Raw genomic sequence first — 17,864 nt, 5'->3', positions numbered from 1 at the left:
CGTCCGCCTGTCCAGGCCGGACGAGACATCGCGTTCTCAAGGAGATTCGACATGCGACTGCTGTTCCGTGCGCGCAAGACCGCCCTCGTCCTGGGCGCGTCCGCGCTGCTGCTCGCCACGGGCACGACAGCGGCTCAGGCCGTCACCACCCACGGGACGTCCACAACCGACTCGGGCACCATGTCCGTCGCCATCTGCCGACTCAACTGCATATAAGACCAGCACCTTGCGCCGACCGGGCGCAGGCGCCTGCGCCCGGTACGCCGAGTTGCCGGTCGATCTCCAGATGTGCTGGGCACAGCTGCCTGTCGGCGGTTGTGCCCGGCACGTCTTCCATGCTGTGGAAGGAGATTCCTGTCGCCCGGAGGCTCGACGCGGGACACCTTCACGGGCGGGCCCGAACCATTGATGCGGCACATGCAACCCTCAGTGCCGGTCCACCCGCCAGGGAGGCGTCGACGCCGGACGGTGTCAGCGCACCCGGCGGAAGGTCTCGCGGATGTCGCCGATGAAGGCCTCGGGGTTCTCGTAATGACCGAAGTGCCCGCCCCGCTCATGGGCGTTGACGTTGACGGGGTTGAACACCTCGCGGCTCGGCCCGTGCTCGAACGCCGCAACGCGTTCCTCGACCGAGCTGACGCCGGGCGGGAAGGCGTCACCGAGCAGCAGGGTGAAGCCTGCCGGGGCCTCCACAAGCGGCTGCCGGTCGTGCGACGGCGTCCAGGGGTAGCGCACGGTATTGCGGTACATACGGATGGAGGAGCCGATGGACTGTGTCACCCAGAATATGGTCGCCTGGGTCAGCACGAAGTCCCGAGAGAAGACTGCATCGAATTCACCGTTCTTGTCGCTCCACTTCTTCCAGCGCTGCATCAGCCACGCCAGCATGCCGACAGGCGAGTCGTTCAGCCCATGCGACAAGGTCGAGGCGTCCAGCATGTGTACGGCTACGTGTGACGCGTAGGTGGAGTGCATACGCATGATGTCCGCGCGCATCTGTGGCGAGGCGTCCTCGGGAATCTGCTGACCCGCAGTCAGGTCCCAGTAGCGGTCGTGCTGGAACATGCCCGGCACCAGGTCATGGCCGAGGTGGATGGCGATGATGCTGTCCGCGTACTTGTGGCCCAAGGTGCCGGCGACGAGGGCACCGTAGTCGGAACCCAGCGCGCCATACTTCTCGAAGCCCAGCTTCTCGGTCATCAGGACATGGAGGATGTCGGCGATCTTCCAGTAGTTCAGGTCGCCCCGCTCCAGGGGGGTGGACCAACCGAAGCCCGGCAAGGTCGGCACGATCACGTCGAACGCGTCGGCCGGGTCGCCACCGTGCGCGGTCGGGTCCGCGAGGGGATCGATCAACGGGTAGCTGAATTCGCCTGGCCACGGCCAGCCGTGCAGGATCAGCAGGGGCGTCGGGTTCGGGCCCTTGCCGCGCTTGCGGACGAAGTGCACGGGCACACCGCCGATCTCGACCTTGAACTGCTCGTGAGCGTTGAGGCGCGTCTCGGCCGCACGCCAGTCGAACCCGTCGGCCCAGTAATCGACCAGCGGCCTGAGGTAGTCGGTACCTACGCCGTAGTACTCGTCCTCGTTGTCCAGGTCGTCGAAGAAACGGGTCTTGCGCAGCCGTTCCCTGAGATCGTCCAAAAGCGATTGGTCCACGTCGATGGTGAAGTGCTCAGAGGTGGGAACCGTGTTGGTGTCACTCATGAGTCCACTGCTCTTTCATCGAGGAGAGGCCGGCATCGGCGTCGTGCGGGTGGTGGGGCGCCCAGCGCCGCAAGGGCATCCGGGCCCCTCAACACCGTGCGCCAGGTGAGACCGGATCAGCGGGTGAAGTACAGGCACACACGTGTCTTTTGGGGGACCTGCACTATGGATCGAGTAGTCCACTTGATGTCGATCAGTCTGACGTCGACTGTCTGGACTGTCAAGTCCAAAATCACCTGAGCCTGGCACCAGCTGCACCCTGCGACCGACACCCGCGGCTGCCAGGGCGGACGACCAGCGGTCGACGGCGAGGGGGCTCCGACCGGGTCGGCAGCGTCGACGACAGGGGAACCACCCGCAGCCACCCACATGCCCGAATCGCCGGGCGATCTCCCCAGATCGAGAGGCGGCCACCACAGGGCCCGGGTGGCGGGCGGTGAGCCCTCACCGACCTCCGGTCCGAAGACACGTTTGCGCACAGCCCTACCACTCACCCGTGCGACACGCGCGACGCGTAGGTCCTTTCCATTCGTCGCTCCTACAGCAAGAGCGTGTCGAGGTGCCTTGGTCGGGCGTGACCCGAGGAGCGGGGTCAACACCGTTCCGTAGCCGGACAGCAGGGAAAGACGGGCGGCGAGCACGATCCGGTCCGCCGTGGAGAAGCGCCGTGTTCGAGGCCTCCGTCCCCGCGGGCGACCACCACACCACCACACCGTCGACCAGGAACCTGCGAAACCCACCGTCACCTACTTGACTGGTAACTTTGACACATGGCACGATCATCACTGCCTCGACCGGTGATGACGAGAACGGTATTCCACCGGGGCGATTCGTCACACGTGTCGACGCCATGACGAGGCGAGCCGTCGCTCGTGACCGAGAATTGGAGTTCTTCATGGACATGACCGACCACGCGGGGCGTGGAAACGCCGACCGTCGTCGTTTCCTGGGCATCGCCGCAGGCGCCGTTGCAGCCACGCAGATCGGCCTGGCCACTCGGGCCGGGGCGGCAACTGGAGTCACGTCGACGACCGGTGACGTGACGGCGGGTGGTGTGTCCGCCGGCACGGCACGACCGAATGCCGCTGTCCGTCCCTTCCGCGTCAGGGTCCCGCAGAAAGAGATCAACGAACTCCGTCGACGGGTGAAGGCCGTCCGGTGGCCGGACAAGGAGACGGTCGGCGACCGGTCACAGGGCGCCCAGCTCGCACGGCTCCGCCCGCTCGTGGAGTACTGGGGCACCGGCTACAACTGGCGCAAGGCCGAGGCGAAAATCAACGCACTGCCGCAGTTCATCACCGAGATCGACGGCGTGGACATCCAGTTCGCGCACATCCGCTCGCAGCACGCCGACGCGATGCCGATGCTGATGACGCACGGCTGGCCCGGCTCCATCGTGGAACTGCTCAAGGTCGTCGGCCCCCTGACAAACCCGACCGCGCACGGCGGCCGCGCCGAGGACGCCTTCCACCTGGTCCTCCCAACGATTCCCGGCTACGGCTTCTCGGGCAAACCGACGACGACCGGCTGGAACCCGGCCCGAACCGCGAAGGCGTTCGACGCGCTCATGCATCGGCTCGGCTACCAGCGGTACGTCTCCCAGGGCGGCGACCACGGAGCGATCATCTCGCAGGTGCTCGCGGCCCAGAAGCCCAAGGGTCTTCTGGGCATTCACGTCAACATGCCCGGTACCGTACCGCCGGACGTCCTGCGCCACCTGCGCAACTCCGACCCCGCGCCCGCCTCTCTGTCGGCTCGCGAGAAGGTGGCCTACGACCGCCTGCTGCACTTCTACCGCGACGGCTTCGGATACGCGGCGATGATGAACCAGACCCCGCAGACAATCGGTTACGCGTTCGCCGACTCGCCCGTCGCGATGGCGGCGTACTACTACGACAAGTTCGCGGAGTGGACCGATTCCGACGGCAGGCCCGAGAAGGTCCTCACCTACGACGAGATGCTCGACGCCATCTCCATCTACTGGCTGACCGGCACCGGGGCGTCGTCGTCCCGTTTCTACTGGGAGGGCTCGCAGGCCGGCGGGGGGCCTTTCAACGCCGTCGACATCCCGAGTGTCCCGGTCGCGGTCACGGTGTTCCCCCGTGAGATCTACCCCGCGCCACGGAGCTGGGGCGAGCGTGCCTACGGCAACCTCATCCACTGGAACGAGGTGGACAAGGGCGGTCACTTCGCGGCGTGGGAGCAACCACAGCTACTCGCCCGCGAACTCCGTACGGCCTTCAGGTCGCTGCGTTGATCCTGACGCCCGGGGACGACGCGTGTGTCGCTCCCCGGGCGTTCGTCAGCACCGTCGGCACACCTTTCGATGCCTTTGCAGAGTCGGCGACGATCGAGCAGAACGTGTGACCGACCACCGCGAACCGAGCCGGACGCCGGTGGTACGGCGTAAGACATCATCGAGGAGAAAGCCCCCTATGCCTGACAGTCACCAGAGCCCGTTGACCACCGTGGCAGGCGCGCCCGTACCTGACAACCAGAACTCTCTGACCGCGGGCCCGCGGGGGCCGATGCTCCTGCAGGACGTCTGGTTCCTCGAAAAACTCGCGCACTTCGACCGCGAGGTCATCCCGGAGCGCCGGATGCACGCCAAGGGTTCGGGTGCCTTCGGCACGTTCAAGGTGACGCAGGACATCACGCGGTACACCGGTGCAAAGATCTTCTCCGGGGTTGGCAGGAAGACCGAGCTGTTTGCCCGCTTCTCCACCGTCGCAGGCGAGCGCGGCGCCGCCGACGCCGAGCGCGACATCCGCGGCTTCGCGCTGAAGTTCTATACGGAGGACGGCAACTGGGACCTGGTCGGGAACAACACTCCGGTGTTCTTCTTCCGTGACCCGTTGAAGTTCCCCGACCTCAACCACGCAGTGAAGCGCGACCCGCGCACCAACCTCCGGGATCCGGAGAACAACTGGGACTTCTGGACCCGTCTCCCGGAGGCCTTGCACCAAGTCACGATCATCATGTCGGAGCGCGGCATCCCCGCCTCGTACCGTCACATGCACGGCTTCGGATCGCACACCTACAGCCTGGTCAACGCCGCGGGCGAACGGTTCTGGGTGAAGTTCCATCACCGCACCCAACAGGGTGTCAAGAACCTGACCGATGCCGAGGCCGAGGCCCTGGTCGGTAAGGACCGTGAGTCTCACCAGCGCGATCTGTTCGACGCGATCGAGAACGGCGACTTCCCGAAGTGGAAGCTGTTCATCCAGGTCATGCCGGAAGCTGATGCGGACACCTACCGTTTCCACCCCTTCGACCTGACCAAGGTCTGGTCGAAGAAGGACTACCCCCTGATCGAGGTCGGTGAGTGGGAGCTCAACCGCAACCCCGAGAACTACTTCGCAGACGTCGAGCAGGCCGCCTTCACCCCGGCGAACGTCGTACCGGGCATCGGCTTCTCCCCCGACAGGATGCTGCAGGGCCGGCTCTTCTCATACGGAGACGCCCAGCGTTACCGCCTCGGTGTGAACCACCACCAGATCCCGGTCAACGCCCCCCGGAACGGGGCGAACTCCTATCACCGCGACGGTGCCATGCGGATCGACGGCAACCAGGGCGCCACCCCGAGCATCGAGCCCAACTCGTACGGCCGCTGGCAGGAGCAGCCAACTCACCGCGAGCCCAGCCATGCAGCGGGGAGCCCTGCCGACCGCTTCGACTTCCGTGCGGACGACGACAACTACTTCGAGCAACCGGGCGATCTGTTCCGGCTGATGAGCCCCGCGCAGCAGCAGACGCTCTTCGACAACACGGCCCGCGCCATCGACGGCGCGTCACACGCGACCATGGAACGTCACATCACCAACTGCGCCCAGGCCGACCCGGCTTACGGTGCGGGCGTCCGCAAGGCGATCGAGGCAATGGCCGCCGGCACCCCATGAGCATGGCCGCTCGAACGCCCTGCCACCCGCCCTCTGCGAGAGCGTCGTCATGAGTGACACATACGGTGGTGGGCTTACCGCCGAGCAGAGCAGACGCATCGTGGACATCGCCATGGATCTGGCCCGACAGGGCAGCACCGGGCAACTGGTGGAGTTCGTGGAGCACGGTCTGCCTGTCGACACGGCCGATACGGGTGCCAACACCCTCCTCATGGTCGCCTCTTATCACGGCCATGCTGGCATGGTGCGTGCATTGCTCGAACTAGGCGCCGATCCGGACCTTCGCAACGCCCGAGACCAGTCGCCCCTCGCCGGGGCCCTGTTCAAGGGCGCTGACGAAGTGGTGGCGGTGCTGCGGGATGCCGGCGCCGATCTCGATGCCGGTGTCCCCACCGCCCGCGCCGCCGCGGCCTTGTTCGGCCGCCGGCACCTGTTTCCGGACCAACTCTGAGCACACGGACCTTCCGGGCCAGGCGGCCTTGAGTGCACGGCCGCCCGCAGCGGGCACATGTGTCTCTTCCTGATGCCGTGCGGGCTCAGGGGTTCCTCTCGGTGTTCTCCAGGGCTGCCAGGGCGTCCTGGAGCGCGACCCGCGAGGTGATGCCCAGCTTGGGATAGATCTGGTAGAGATGTGCACCGACGGTGCGGTGCGAGATGTACAGCCGCTCCGCAATCTGCTTGTTCGTCAGGCCGCCGGCCGCAAGTTTCGCGATCTCCCGCTCCTGTGGGGTGAGGGCGCCGCCCCCGTGGTCCTCACCGTGCATTGCATGGCCCGCGGCGCGCAACTCGTTGCTCGCACGCTCGGCCCAGGGCAAGGCACCGAGCCGCTGGAAGGTTCGCAGCGCCTCCATGAGGGGTCCCTTCGATTCCACGGCTGCCCTCGCCCTGCGCAGTCGCTCGCCGTACGCCAGCTGTACGCGTGCCATGTCGAAGGGCCACAGGCGCGCATCCTGCTCAGCGAGCGTCGCGCGGAACAGTTGTGCCGCCTCTTCGTCATCCTCACGGACGAGGGCGGTGGCACCTCCGACCAGCAGCGCCAGCCGGGAGGAGATACCCCGCACTCCGGCCTGCCGCAGGGCGTCGACATGGGCAACCGCGTCCGCCCGCCGATTGGCGCGTACCGCGGACTCCACCAGGTCGAAGAAGACCCACAGCGCCTGAGGAACGTAGGGCGCGAGACGGCCGGCCGGACTGATCGCCTCCGTGTGGCGGAGCGCCTGCGCGAAGTCCCCGGAGGCGGCACACGCGACGGCTCGGACGTGATCGGCACACCGCAGCGTTGCCCGCAGACCGCGGGGAGCCGCCCAGCCCGTCATCAGATCCGCGAGTTCGCCAGCGGTCCTGGCGTCACCGCGGGAGGCGACCACCAAACCCTTGCAGTACCAGTAGTACCAGGTGTCGAAGGTATAGCCGGACCTGGAACAGGCTTCGAGCCCTTCGTCCGCCAGCTGGACAACCTCGTCCCATCTGCCGGTGACGTAATCGTCGAGGCACAGATGCATCAGCCCGCCGAGGTGCCTGCGGACCGGACCGCCGTCCCGCCCTTCACCGACCAGGCGCCAAGAGGTGTCGCGCAGGAGCGCAAGGCGGTCGGTGAAGATCGACACGGTGCCCATGCGGATGAGCCAGGCCGGATCGTCCTCGGTACCGGCCTCGTCGAGGATCCGGTCGAGCATGAGCAGGGTCATCTCGCGCGTACGGGCTGGATCCGCGAACGTCTCGCTCGCGATGGAGAGCAGCGCGGGTGGTTCCGGGCGCAGGAGGGCAAGCGTCTCGTGAAAGGCCGGCCACAATTCCTCCCTGCCGGCGAAGAAGCACACCAGCAGAAGAAGGTGCAGCGCGTCCGTCAGCGCGGCGTCGTGGGCGTCGTAGCCGTGTGTTCCCTGCCGGATGGCACCGACCAGGAGGTGGTGCGCGGTGGTGATGTCACCGTCGCTGTTCAGGAGAAGCTGGACAGCGGCAGCGGCGGCGTGCAGGGACCGGCCACCGTCGGCGTCCGCCCGCTGTGCCTCCTCCAGCAGATCGTGGACATTGTGCAGTGTTCCCGTCGCCTCGGCACCGAGATACGCCGCCTCGGTGAGCCGGCGGGCACGATCGGGGCCTCGTGGACTGAGGTCGGCTGCGCGTGTCAGCGCGGCGACCGCTGCGACCGCGTCTCCGCGGCCCAGGATGCGGTGTGCCGCATCTTCGAGGAGAGCCGCGACGCTTTCCTCAGGCTTGAGGGTGGCCTCACCCAGATGCCAGGCCCGGGTCTCCGGTTTGTCGCTGAGCGCATGCGCCAGGGCGAGATGAGCCGCTCGTCTGCGCGTACTGGTGGAGGACTCGAAAACCGCCGACCTGATCAGCGGGTGGCGGAACGTCAGACGACGGGAATCCCGGTTCAGCTGGACTAGTTGATCGTGCTCGGCGGAAGTCAGTGTTTCCAATGCGTCCCGGCCGAGCATCTCGCAGGCAGCCACCGCCAGGACGTCGAGGTCTCCGCTGCCTTCGAGCGCTGCGAGCAGCAACAGCTGCTGGGTGGTCGCGGGAAGGTTGTGCACGCGGGACGTATAGAGGGACTGCAGGCGGTCGCTCAGAGCGAGGACGGGGGGCAGTACGCCGAGTGATGCGCTCTGGTCCGCTCCGAGCTCCTTGGGCAGTTCCAACAGGGCCAGCGGGTTGCCCTGCGCGGCGTCCAGGAGTCGTCGGCGTACCTGACCCGCCAGCCCGGGGAAACGCGCCTTGCTCAGGTGCGCGGCCGACGCCCGGTCAAGGGGCGGCAGCACATGGACGGGCAGTCCGTCGTTCTCGAAGAAGCCCACCGTTCCGGTCCGGAACGACCCCAGGAAGCCGACACCTGTACTGGACAGCTGTCGGGCCACGAATGTGAGCGCTGCGGCGCTGGCCCGGTCGACCCAGGGCAGATCGTCGACCACGATCAGTACGGGGCTGTCTTCGGCGGTCTGCCGGAGGAGCACCATTATCGCGTCGAAGAGCACCGCACGCTCCGGTGGCCTGCCACCGCTGAGGCCCAGGGCAACGCGGACGGCGGCGCGGTGGGTGCCGTCCAAGTGGACCATACCGTCGCGCAGGGGCAGCAGGGCCTGGTTCAGAGTCGAGTAGCTGATGTCCGCCTCGAACTGGACACCGCCGGCACGCAGCACGAAGGATCCGGCCGCCGCGGCAGTCTCCGCCACCACATCAAGAACCGCGCTCTTGCCCACACCCGCCTCACCGGAGACGAGCAGGGCACCGTTCGAGTCCGGGGCGTCCAGCAGGCGAGAGATACGTTCGAGGTCACCGTCCCGCCCCACCAGCGGACTGCCCGCACCTGACAGGACTGGATGAGTGAAATTCACTGGCCGTCTCTCCAATCGGGCGGAACACCTGTCTCGCACACGGCCCCCGCTTGCAGGGGTGCAACCGTACGGACCACGCCGTGCGTGGTTGGGTTCACATCCGCGCGCAGCCCGACACCCGTGCCTCCGCTCATGCCACTTGGTTCTCGATCATACGGGTGACAGCCATCGCCGAGGGTTCGTCGTGAGCTCAACGCGCCATGGGCTCGACAGGGATGCGGCCGGAGCACAGACACGGGTGACGGACACAGCGCCTCGGCGGCCTCACCGGAGTACAAAGACAACGTATGGAACGTCTTCAAAGTTCACCCGTACCGCACATTTCCAGTGATGTGAAGAATCAGCTTTCGCGAGCGCTTCCCGCAATACGGATCGATTGACAAGCAGCGGACTCCCCCTTTACCTTCGCTGCACGAACAGCGCGCCCACCCGGACCTTCGGGACGCTCATTAGGTCTTTTCGAAAAACAGTGAGAACACATGACTGCCATCGACGTCTCCCAGGCTTACGAAAACTTGATCACCCGGGAAGGCGAAATAGAAAGAGCCACATTTGAAGTCATCGAAGTACTGGGTGACAGCCAACCTTCGCTTTCCGCATCAGTAAAAGAACTTCTGACATCACCTCCGCGGACGCCATCGGGGCGTGTCAATGTTTTCACCCTGCTCCCCTACGCTGTTCTCGGTGCGCTGGGTCACGACCCCGGCCGCGCACTGCCCCTGGTCGTCGCCTCCCGCGTGCACCGGGCGGGGGTTGAAGTACTCGACAACCTGTCGGCAGGCCGCTACGACGCCACCGTCAGTGGGCTACCGGTGACCGAGGCTTTCGTCACGGGTGCGGCCTGTCTGGGCGTCCTGCCCATTGCCGTCCTGACCGCGCAGCACCTACCGGCCCAGTTCATATCGGACTGGACACGCGAGTTCATCGACACATCCCTCCAGGCCGCCGAGGGACAACTCGCCGGCACCCCGCACCACAATGATCAGCCGACTCGGATAGCCACCTTGAAGGTGCACGCCGGACAAATCAGGGCTACGTACACCAGGGACGTGGCGATGGCAGCGCGACTGGCGGGCGCAAACGAGAAACAAATGCGTGAGTGGCGAGTTTTCGGGGCACTCTTCGGCGCTCTGCGCCAGATCGTCGATGACCAGAAGAAGAAAGCACGTGAAAGCAGAGCCGGAAGCAGGCATACGAAGTCGATCTGCGATCAGCTCGCGGTGCTCATCGATTCACTCGTGCCACCCGGCGAGTACAAGAATCTGATCCACTGGATGCTCATCGTGTCCGTCGCCGAAACGCAGACCGACACCGAAACGGCCTGAACGGCATGACGGAATCCTTCCTCCGCAACCGCGCACGACAGCCGCACACGGTTCTGCCGACGCGACATGCGCCGGTGTCCCGAGACCGGCAACGGCGTCCAGCCGTCCGTGGGACATCAAACGGGCCTCGCCGACGACCCGAACGGGAGTGCGTCCGCTTCCCGGCAACCGGACGGCGAATCCTTGGTCACCCCGGACGGCGGAACAGACCCAGGGGCACCGATCGGAAGCCTCCGCGGCTTCATTCTTGACAGGACAGTCCAGAAGCGGTGTACAGTACAGACATGGGCAGGCCACGGGAGTTCAACGAAGGACAAGCGGTACAGAAGGCCACTCGGCTTTTCTGGGAGAAAGGGTTTGCCGCCACATCCACCGATGCCCTCCTCAAAGAGATGGACATCGGCCGCCAGAGCCTCTACAACGCCTTCGGGGGTAAACGCCAGCTTTACCTGGAGGCTCTGCGGTCATATCAGGCAAACACGACGGCCGGCCACCTGGACAGGCTGAACGAGCCATCGTCGCCGCTCGCCGGGATCCGGCAGCTGCTGACCGGGATAGCCGCCGAGGACGACGAGACGCGAGCTCTGGGCTGTCTTGGTGTGGGGTCGGTCAGTGAGTTCGGCACCCGTGATCCGGAACTCTCACGCATGCACGAGGCGGTCAACCGCACCCTGCACGAAGGACTCATCGCGCGCATCCAGGAAGCGAAGTCGCTGGGCGAGATCGACGAGGGCCTGAGTGCGGAACGGGCGGCGGAGTTCGTACTGCTCACGATGACCGGTCTGCAGATGGCGGCCCGCGGCGGGGCGAACACCGAGAGCATGCATCGAATGGCGGCCTTCACGGTCGATCGCCTTGCAATGAGCTGAGTCCTGTGCGGCTCCCTGACGAGTCGCACATTTTTTTACCCTAATTATTGACCGATTGGTCAGAAACGGAGCGGGACATGTCCAGCACAACGCAGATCAGCCCCAGGACGGCACTCGTTTTCGGCGGATCCCGCGGCATCGGCGCGGCAGCGGTCAACCGCCTCGCCGCCGATGGCTACACCGTCGCTTTCACCTACGTCTCACGCGAGGACAAAGCACGGGAACTCGTCGCCTCCGTCGAGCGTGACGGCGGCCGGGCCTTCGCGGTCCAGGCGGACAGTGCTGACGCCGACGCCATCCGCGGCGCTGTGGACCAGGTCGTGGAACGCTTCGGCGCGATCAGCGTCGTCGTGGTGAACGCCGGTATCCTCCGCGGAGGGACCATCGACGCCGTGAGCCTGGAAGACCTGGACCTGATGCTCGACATCAACGTCCGCGCGGTGTTCCTCTCGATCCAGGCCACGGTGCCTCACCTGGCGGACGGGGCCCGGGTCGTCACCATCGGGAGCAACGTCTCCATCCGTACCGGTATCCAGGGCGCCAGCGTCTATCAGCTGACCAAGACCGCGCTGATCGGCCTGGCCAAGGGTGTCGCACTCGACCTGGCGCCGCGCGGCATCACGGTGAACAACATCCAGCCCGGGCCGACCGACACGGACATGAACGCCGGCGGTATCGAGGCGCTGGCCGACCTCAGCCCCCTCAAGCGCGTCGGCGCCCCACAGGAGATCGCGGGGCTCATCTCCTACCTGGCTGGTGAGGACTCCCGCTACATCACCGGAGCGACCATCACCATCGACGGCGGCTTCACCCTGTGACATGAGCGGGGTGTTCCGCCGTGCGGCGGAACACCCCGTCAGCGATCGCTGTGGATCATCGAACCTTTAGTGGCATGTCAGCACCGGGGCAGTCGCGCGGTGAGGCTGTACAACCGGGTGATCTGAGTCGCCCGCTGATTGTCGTCACTGACCAGAAGCAGTTTCAGTCGCCCGGTACGGTCCCGACCGGTAACGGTGACGCCCTCGATGTTGTCCAGCAACGGGTTCGCCTGGGGCTGCTTGACGGGGGCGCCCAGCGACGGGCAGGCGCCGACGTCGGTCAGCAGTGTCCGGGTGGCCAGGCGTACCCCTGGCCGGTCGGCCGTGACCGTTTCGACGCGGCTGACATCGGAGGCATGCCGCAGGTCGGCGACGTACAGACGAACGGTGTTGCCCACATCGGGAGTGAAGGAGCGCTCCAGCACGATCAGTCGGCCGTCCCCGGTCGAGGTGATGTCGGAGACGTCCAGGTCGGTGTCGCTCCGAAAGGCGTACTGCGGGCCCAGCCGGAAGGTGCCGGAACCGGACCGCTGCCAGGTCTGGAAGCGGCGGATGTCGGCACCGTCACCGCTGAGCGCTCCCTCCATGGAAGCGACCAGTGTGCGTCCGCCGGGCATCAGGGCCAGTCCCTCGAAGGTCAGGTTGTCCGTGGCCCGGCCTGCCGGTGCCACTTTGAGGGCGTCGGGCACCGGCAGGTGTCCGATGATTTTGCCGGATCGGGCGAAGCGCAGGACGGACGGCTCGGTCTCGGAGGCGATCAGCCGAGTTCCGTCACGGTCCACCGCCACCGCCTCGGAGTCCACCTCTTCGCCGTCCGCTGCGGTCAGCGGACGGACCGAGAGAGGCTTCTTCGTTTTGGCGTCGAGAGTGAAGAGGCGTGAGTCGTCGCCCACGGCGAGCAATTGCCCATTGGTGTCGTGCGTCAGGCCGGACAGTTCGGCGACCGGGACGCCGGCGAACGTGGTCTTGTCTAGCTGGTCGGAGAACCCGTCGACGGTCACCCGCGGCGAGCAGGCGTGCGTGGCGTCGTGTGACGAGTTGTACGCACGCTCGCCGCCCTGGGCGGCGTGCGCGGCTGGGACGGTGACCGCGAACGCGGTCAGCAGGGAGGCCGCCAGAGGCAGGAGACGAAGGGGCACAGATAGATCCTCTTGAGGTTCGTTACCGGTAAACACAGGTCAGTCACATGCTGGTCCGCTCACGCCGCACCACTGGTTCCACGACCGTGCAGACCTGCCACAGGCCGCGTCGGTGCCCAGAACGCGGACTCTGAGCGGTGGGCTACAGCACATGTCACCCACACTCCCTGACACCCTGATCGATCCGTTCGTCCGGCGCCCAGGCCGTTCGTTCCGCGCGTCGGAAAAGGGCTCGGCGGATGCCGTCCGCCCGCTGGGCGCGCGATGGCATACTCCCGTGGTCGGCGAGGTCCGGGGCATGTGTCTGCCCACACCTTAACCTGGCGACGTCTCGCTGGTCGACGTATGGCTGTCGCGCCCGTGGACACGGCAGAACCGTCGACTCTTGGTGGCAATACGCACGTGTTAAGAGGTTTCTCCGTATCAGAGAACCCAGAGCCTCACACCTCACACTCTGCATCTCGGTCGACAGGAGACCCGGGCGAACACCTACACACCGCAGTCACCCACTTGACAGGTGACGATGCATCAATGATTCTCGATGTTGTTCACATGGATGACGCGGTCCGTGGTGTCGATGCCCACGGGTTCCCGGTGGAGACGAAGGCGGCCGGAATGATCAGCAGGCGGAAACTCGGTTGGATGATGACCGCGACGGCATCGGGGGCCGTGGCGCTTGCGGCCCCGGGCCGCGCCTCGGCCGCGGCTTTCCCGGCCGCGAGCAACGGGGCCGGCGCGCCCTCGGCGGCAGGACTGGGACCGGTCCGACACGTCCGTACCGACGTGCTGCGTATCGCCTACCACGTCGTCGGGCCGACCGACGGCACGCCGGTGATCCTTCTGCACGGCTGGCCGTTCAGTCCGGTCGGCTCATACGCGTCCGTAGCGCCGATGCTGGCCGAGCAGGGGTATCGCTGCTACATCCCCTACCTGCGAGGGCACGGTGAGACCCGTTTCCTCCGCAAGGACACGGTCCGCTCAGGCCAGCAGGGAGCCCTCGGTGCGGATCTGGTGGATTTCATGGACGCGCTCGGTATCCACAGGGCCGTCTTCGCCGGTTACGACTGGGGTGGGCGCGCCGCGAACGTTGCCGCGGCGCTGTGGCCGGAACGCTGCATCGCTCTTGTCTCGGTGAACAACTACCTCATCCAGAACATCGCCGCCGCCGATGTTCCACTGGCACCGTCCCTGGAAAACGGATACTGGTACTTCTTCTACTTCCTCACTGAGCGCGGACGGGCGGGCCTGAGGAAGGATCCGAAGGAATTCGCCCGTGTCGTGTGGCACCGCAATTCACCGGAATGGCAGTTCAGCGAGGCCGAGCTCGACGAGGCGGCGTCCCTGTGGACGAATCCCGACTACGTGGATGTGGTGATCCACGGTTACCGCCACCGGCTGGGTGCTGTGCCCGGCGACCCCCGGTACGCCCGGGTCGAGAATCGCCTGGCGGCGCAACCACCGATCCCGGTGCCCACCGTCACCCTCGACGGCCAGTCCGACGGCGTCACACCCCCCACCGACGGATCGTCCACCGCCTCGCACTTCACCGGGGCTCGTGTGCACCACATCGTTCCGAACGCCGGACACGACCTCCCCCAGGAGCAGCCCGGGCCCTTCGCGTCCGCGGTTCGGGAGGCGGTGGCCCTCAGCCATCACGCGCACGGCCGGAGGGCCTGACGGATCCGGGACCCGGGAGAACTCCGGCGGCTCACCTTCCGGGAAAGCTCCGCGTGTTTCCGTGGAGGTCCAACCCCGTCTCCGCGCCGCGTAATCACCCGCGAAGGTGTCACCACACCATGAACCTTCAGCACGTCGCCAACCGTTCTTGGGAGGACGGCTCATGTGCGCCGACGCGGTGACCGGTCCGTGGCATGCCGGAAAGCCGGACACGGCGGCCGACCTCGGGGTCCTATGACCGCGAAGGCCCACGTCGTTCCGTCACAGGCCTATCGAGAGGTTCGGATGGACGTGACAGACCAGCAGAGTTGGAACACGGACGGCAGGACGGCCCTGTACGGTGCCTTCAAGACGGATGCTCCCGCGCAGTACGCACGGCTGCGGGCACTGGGCCCCGTTCATCCGGTCGAATTGTTCGCGGGCCTCAAGGGCTACTTGGTCGTCGACCACGACACCGCACGGAAGGCGTTGACCCATCCGGCGCTGCTCAAGGACCCCCGCTACTCCACCGAGGCCCTCACGGCCGCGGGCTTCATTCTTCACCAGCCCGGTATCGGTCTGGGAGCGCAGATGCTTGAGGCCGACCCACCGACACACACCCGGCTCCGACGCCTCGTGGCAGGCGCCTTCACACCCCGGCGCACGGAGATGCTCGCCCCGCGGATCGAGCAGATCGCGGACGAGTTGATCAACGCGCTGCCGGCGTCGGGAGAGGCCGACCTCGTCGAGGCCTTCACCACACCGCTGCCGGTGACGGTGATCGCGGAGCTTCTCGGCGTCCCGCAGGAAGACCGGGAGAACTTCCGCAAGTGGTCCGGTCTCGCGTTGCAGGTGACCTCACCACACCACCGTCCGGCCCTGGCCGGGCTGCACGCGCTGCTGCGCCGTCTCGTCGAGGACAAACGGCGCGCTCCCGGGGACGATCTGCTGTCCGCGCTGGTAACGGCCCGCGACGAGGACGACGGGCGGCTCTCCGAGGACGAATTGATCGGTACGGCGATACTCCTCGTCATCGCCGGCCACGACACGACCGTGAACCTTCTGGGCAACGCCGTCCTGGCGCTGCTGCGGCACCCCGACCAACTCCGTCTGCTGCGCGCCAATCCCGCACTCCTGCACGGTGCGGTTGAGGAGTTCCTGCGCTACGACACCTCGGTGGAGCGGACGTCCAACCGCTACGCCGCCGAAGACTTGGAACTGGGCGGCGTGCTGATTCCCCGTGGCAGTGTCGTTGCCGTGGCCCTCGGTTCCGCCAGCCATGACATCGCGCTACCGGGGAACGAGGACCCTGCGGTCCTCGATGTGACCCGCCCCGGTGGCCGTCACATGGCTTTCGGGCACGGCATCCACCACTGCCTGGGCGCACCGCTGGCCAGGTTGGAAGCGCGTGTCGCGCTGGGTGCGCTCCTGTCACGGCTCCCGCACCTGGAACTCACCGTTCCCGTGGAGTCCCTGGTGTGGATTCCTTCGGGGATGATGCGCGGCGTGCTGTCGCTGCCCGTGCGCTACAGCACCGTCTGACCTTTGGGGACCAGTCGACATCACACGCTGACCCGAACCGGACGGCTCCGCCTCCTGCAGCACACCCATTCGTCACCCGTTAAGATGGTGACATGGTAGCCACGACCATCGTGCAGGGATGACCCCTGCACAGAGCCGACGACCGGGAGAAGCCATGCGGTTCAGGAACCGGACCAGCGAACAGGAACGCCAGGGCCAGCGGAAGGACGACCCCATCGCCTCATTGCTGCGCCAGGTGAACAACAACGACCAGCGTGCACACAAGCCCGAGGACGGCACGGAGGAAGAGACCCGCAAGGCCCGCCAACTCACCGCCATCACCTTCATCAGCCCATTTCTCTGACGACCCGTCCAGGTCTTGCTGTCTCAGCAGTTCCGGAGACGTCGGAGCCAGCCGAAGCGGACTCCACGCGCATCTCCCGCGATGTCCGCACAGGGTGCCAGCTGATCGAATCCGTTGAACCCGCCGGCCCAGACATGCAGCTCCGCATCGCCACCCGCCTGCCAGAGACGTGACGCGTATCGCACGCTCTAGTTACGATATGTCTCCGCCGCGCCGACATCTATGTGGGCGGGCGGCAGACAGGAGAGGTCCATCGCCCGGGCCGCCGCGGCATAGGGACACCTGAGCGTCACCGCGTGCCTCATCCAAGCAGGGACGCCCGGCCCAGGTCGTTGGCGCGGCGGTCCTACACGCCGAGGCCCGTCATCTGACGGTCCGAGAGGCTGTCGTTGCGGTCGTCGATCATCGGGCACATGGCCAGCCGGCCGATGATCGGCGGACCACGCGTTTACGGGCCAACCACGCCAGTGCGGCGGTGGAACCCCCGCCGGCGCTGCCGCCCGAGATGACGACGCGCTCGGCGCCCCGACGTCGGCAGGACGTGTTAGCGCCACCTCCGGTGCTCCGGCCGGCCCGGGCACCCGTAGTTCCCGGATGTCGAACCGACCTCCGTCGCGCAGCTCGTCGAACACGGGGTCAGCTGCCGCGATCCGTTCGCGCCGGTCAGGGATCCCGGCAGCCGTCGCGGGCGCGTTCTCGTGCAGAGGCACCATGCTCGCCAGTGTGCCGGTCAGCTCTGAGGCGAACGGCACGGGCGGGAGTAACTGGTGCTTTCCGAGGTCTGGATCGTCACGCATGCGCTCTTTAGGTCGAACGGCGTTGTCGGGTGCAGGAGATATGGACCCACTCCCGCAGAACCCCTGGCCGGACGCGACAGGAGTCGCGATGACGCCCGTCGGCCGGGCCGGGCATCGACCGTGAGAACCGGATCGATCCCACGCGCTACGCGGACGCAGTGCGCGCGGACAGGGAAGAGGCCGCACAACTGGGCAACAGCGGAGTACCGTTCATTGTCTTCGACCGGAGGTATGCGGTCTCGGGCGCCCAGTCCGCCACGACCTTCACCCAAGCCCTGGAACAGGCCTGGAACAGCCGGTCCCCCCTCACGGTCCTCACGCCGGCGGAAGGTGCCGAGAACGACGAGGGATGCGGCCCCCAGGGGTGTGCCGTAGCGGAGCGGGACGTCACGGTCTGAAGAGTGGCCTGCGCGGTGCCTGCCGTCACGCTC

Annotated in this window: 14 protein-coding genes; 11 read left to right on the top strand and 3 right to left on the bottom strand. The window is 66.5% G+C overall.

The features are described from left to right. Nucleotides 1–51: 51 nt before the first annotated feature. Nucleotides 52–216, top strand: coding sequence for a hypothetical protein (locus C6Y14_RS44045; protein WP_159074226.1), 165 nt, complete (start codon nucleotides 52–54; stop codon nucleotides 214–216). 255 nt (nucleotides 217–471) lie between these two features. Here the strand turns inward: C6Y14_RS44045 and C6Y14_RS12430 are convergent, their stop codons facing one another. Further along, entirely contained in the window at nucleotides 472–1,707 is a 1,236-nt protein-coding gene (locus C6Y14_RS12430) for an epoxide hydrolase family protein (RefSeq protein ID WP_107016661.1), read from the bottom strand. An 895-nt stretch (nucleotides 1,708–2,602) separates the two neighbouring features. Between C6Y14_RS12430 and C6Y14_RS12425 the strand changes: the two genes are divergently transcribed. The 3 genes from C6Y14_RS12425 to C6Y14_RS12415 all read left to right on the top strand — a co-directional run bounded on the left by C6Y14_RS12425 (nucleotide 2,603) and on the right by C6Y14_RS12415 (nucleotide 6,057). After that, nucleotides 2,603–3,964, top strand: a complete 1,362-nt coding sequence (locus C6Y14_RS12425; protein WP_107016944.1) for an epoxide hydrolase family protein — start codon at nucleotides 2,603–2,605, stop codon at nucleotides 3,962–3,964. Between the two features lie 178 nt (nucleotides 3,965–4,142). Next, a complete protein-coding gene (locus C6Y14_RS12420; RefSeq protein WP_107016660.1) occupies nucleotides 4,143–5,606 on the top strand; it encodes a catalase in 1,464 nt (487 codons plus the stop codon). A gap of 49 nt (nucleotides 5,607–5,655) precedes the next feature. Beyond that, entirely contained in the window at nucleotides 5,656–6,057 is a 402-nt protein-coding gene (locus C6Y14_RS12415; protein WP_107016659.1) for an ankyrin repeat domain-containing protein, read from the top strand. 85 nt (nucleotides 6,058–6,142) lie between these two features. Here C6Y14_RS12415 and C6Y14_RS12410 read toward each other — a convergent pair whose 3' ends face one another. Continuing rightward, nucleotides 6,143–8,899, bottom strand: coding sequence for an AAA family ATPase (locus C6Y14_RS12410; RefSeq protein WP_263973067.1), 2,757 nt, complete (start codon nucleotides 8,897–8,899; stop codon nucleotides 6,143–6,145). 524 nt (nucleotides 8,900–9,423) lie between these two features. Here C6Y14_RS12410 and C6Y14_RS12405 point away from each other — a divergent pair. The 3 genes from C6Y14_RS12405 to C6Y14_RS12395 all read left to right on the top strand — a co-directional run bounded on the left by C6Y14_RS12405 (nucleotide 9,424) and on the right by C6Y14_RS12395 (nucleotide 11,956). After that, nucleotides 9,424–10,269 (top strand): hypothetical protein, encoded by an 846-nt coding sequence (locus C6Y14_RS12405; protein ID WP_159074225.1) that lies wholly within the window; start codon nucleotides 9,424–9,426, stop codon nucleotides 10,267–10,269. A gap of 284 nt (nucleotides 10,270–10,553) precedes the next feature. Beyond that, nucleotides 10,554–11,138: a TetR/AcrR family transcriptional regulator gene (locus C6Y14_RS12400; RefSeq protein ID WP_107016656.1), complete on the top strand. Its 585-nt coding sequence runs from the start codon at nucleotides 10,554–10,556 to the stop codon at nucleotides 11,136–11,138. A 77-nt stretch (nucleotides 11,139–11,215) separates the two neighbouring features. After that, nucleotides 11,216–11,956: an SDR family NAD(P)-dependent oxidoreductase gene (locus C6Y14_RS12395; protein WP_107016655.1), complete on the top strand. Its 741-nt coding sequence runs from the start codon at nucleotides 11,216–11,218 to the stop codon at nucleotides 11,954–11,956. A gap of 77 nt (nucleotides 11,957–12,033) precedes the next feature. Here C6Y14_RS12395 and C6Y14_RS12390 read toward each other — a convergent pair whose 3' ends face one another. After that, nucleotides 12,034–13,095, bottom strand: coding sequence for an esterase-like activity of phytase family protein (locus C6Y14_RS12390; RefSeq protein ID WP_107016654.1), 1,062 nt, complete (start codon nucleotides 13,093–13,095; stop codon nucleotides 12,034–12,036). 615 nt (nucleotides 13,096–13,710) lie between these two features. Between C6Y14_RS12390 and C6Y14_RS12385 the strand changes: the two genes are divergently transcribed. The 4 genes from C6Y14_RS12385 (at nucleotide 13,711) to C6Y14_RS12365 (ending at nucleotide 17,831) form a co-directional block, all read left to right on the top strand. Further along, nucleotides 13,711–14,772, top strand: a complete 1,062-nt coding sequence (locus tag C6Y14_RS12385; RefSeq protein ID WP_107016943.1) for an alpha/beta fold hydrolase — start codon at nucleotides 13,711–13,713, stop codon at nucleotides 14,770–14,772. A gap of 285 nt (nucleotides 14,773–15,057) precedes the next feature. Then, complete coding sequence (locus C6Y14_RS12380) at nucleotides 15,058–16,293, top strand: cytochrome P450 family protein (RefSeq protein WP_107016653.1); 1,236 nt, start codon at nucleotides 15,058–15,060, stop codon at nucleotides 16,291–16,293. A 154-nt stretch (nucleotides 16,294–16,447) separates the two neighbouring features. Continuing rightward, the gene (locus C6Y14_RS12375; protein WP_107016652.1) at nucleotides 16,448–16,636 is read left to right on the top strand and encodes a hypothetical protein; all 189 of its coding nucleotides are present in this window, start codon (nucleotides 16,448–16,450) and stop codon (nucleotides 16,634–16,636) included. Between the two features lie 910 nt (nucleotides 16,637–17,546). Beyond that, on the top strand, nucleotides 17,547–17,831 hold the full coding sequence (locus C6Y14_RS12365) for a DsbA family oxidoreductase (RefSeq protein WP_107016651.1): 285 nt from the start codon (nucleotides 17,547–17,549) through the stop codon (nucleotides 17,829–17,831). The last annotated feature ends 33 nt before the right edge of the window (nucleotides 17,832–17,864 follow it).

The organism is Streptomyces dioscori, assembly GCF_003024195.1.
Lineage (GTDB): Bacteria > Actinomycetota > Actinomycetes > Streptomycetales > Streptomycetaceae > Streptomyces > Streptomyces dioscori.
Note: the sequence above shows the minus strand (reverse complement) of the source record. Positions and strands in the feature narration are given on the sequence as shown.

What these genes read in the sequence shown, in the direction of transcription:
- C6Y14_RS12385 (WP_107016943.1), top strand. Translation starts at nt 13,711, where the DNA reads ATGATCAGCAGGCGGAAACTCGGTTGGATGATGACCGCGACGGCATCG.
- C6Y14_RS12380 (WP_107016653.1), top strand. Translation starts at nt 15,058, where the DNA reads ATGGACGTGACAGACCAGCAGAGTTGGAACACGGACGGCAGGACGGCC.
- C6Y14_RS12425 (WP_107016944.1), top strand. Translation starts at nt 2,603, where the DNA reads ATGGACATGACCGACCACGCGGGGCGTGGAAACGCCGACCGTCGTCGT.
- C6Y14_RS12400 (WP_107016656.1), top strand. Translation starts at nt 10,554, where the DNA reads ATGGGCAGGCCACGGGAGTTCAACGAAGGACAAGCGGTACAGAAGGCC.
- C6Y14_RS12405 (WP_159074225.1), top strand. Translation starts at nt 9,424, where the DNA reads ATGACTGCCATCGACGTCTCCCAGGCTTACGAAAACTTGATCACCCGG.
- C6Y14_RS12415 (WP_107016659.1), top strand. Translation starts at nt 5,656, where the DNA reads ATGAGTGACACATACGGTGGTGGGCTTACCGCCGAGCAGAGCAGACGC.
- C6Y14_RS12420 (WP_107016660.1), top strand. Translation starts at nt 4,143, where the DNA reads ATGCCTGACAGTCACCAGAGCCCGTTGACCACCGTGGCAGGCGCGCCC.
- C6Y14_RS44045 (WP_159074226.1), top strand. Translation starts at nt 52, where the DNA reads ATGCGACTGCTGTTCCGTGCGCGCAAGACCGCCCTCGTCCTGGGCGCG.
- C6Y14_RS12395 (WP_107016655.1), top strand. Translation starts at nt 11,216, where the DNA reads ATGTCCAGCACAACGCAGATCAGCCCCAGGACGGCACTCGTTTTCGGC.
- C6Y14_RS12430 (WP_107016661.1), bottom strand. Translation starts at nt 1,707, where the DNA reads ATGAGTGACACCAACACGGTTCCCACCTCTGAGCACTTCACCATCGAC.
- C6Y14_RS12375 (WP_107016652.1), top strand. Translation starts at nt 16,448, where the DNA reads ATGCGGTTCAGGAACCGGACCAGCGAACAGGAACGCCAGGGCCAGCGG.